General features: G+C 59.9%; 1 pseudogene. It reads left to right on the plus strand.

The annotated features are described in order from the left end of the window. A pseudogene (locus BFP99_RS33830) lies at positions 1–566 on the plus strand (type IV secretion protein Rhs); the annotation flags it as partial.

Genomic DNA, 566 nt, shown 5'->3' on the forward strand with positions numbered 1-566 from the left:
ATGGCGGGATCAAGCGGTATCGCTATGACGATCTTGGCCGTCAGGTGGCGCGCGAGGATGAGCATGGCGCGCTGACCCAGTATCAGTGGGACAGTGTGGGTCGGTTGGTTCGCGTGGTGCTGCCCGGTGGGGCGTGTCGGGAATACAGCTACAATCCCTACGGCAAAATCACCGCCGAACGCGATGAGCTGGGGCATGTCACCCGCTACGAATACGCCGACGGGTTGCACCTGATCAGTCGCCGCATCAACGCTGATGGCACTCAGGTCAACTACCGCTACGACAACGTGCGGTTATTGCTGACCGAGATCGAAAACGAGGTCGGCGAGACCTACCGACTTGATTACCACCCCAATGGCCTGATCCAGCAGGAAACCGGCTTTGACGGGCAGCGTACGGCCTACGTCTACGACCTCAACGGCAACCTGCAGGAAAAGACCGAACACGGTGACGATGGCAGTCAGCTCGTTACCCGTTACGAGCGAGACCACGCCGGACGCCTCGTCAGAAAAACCCTGCCCGACGGCAGCCTTGTTGAATATGCCTACGACCGTCAGGGCAACCTC

This window comes from Pseudomonas sp. 1 R 17, assembly GCF_900067035.1.
GTDB classification, from domain to species: Bacteria; Pseudomonadota; Gammaproteobacteria; order Pseudomonadales; family Pseudomonadaceae; genus Aquipseudomonas; species Aquipseudomonas marginalis.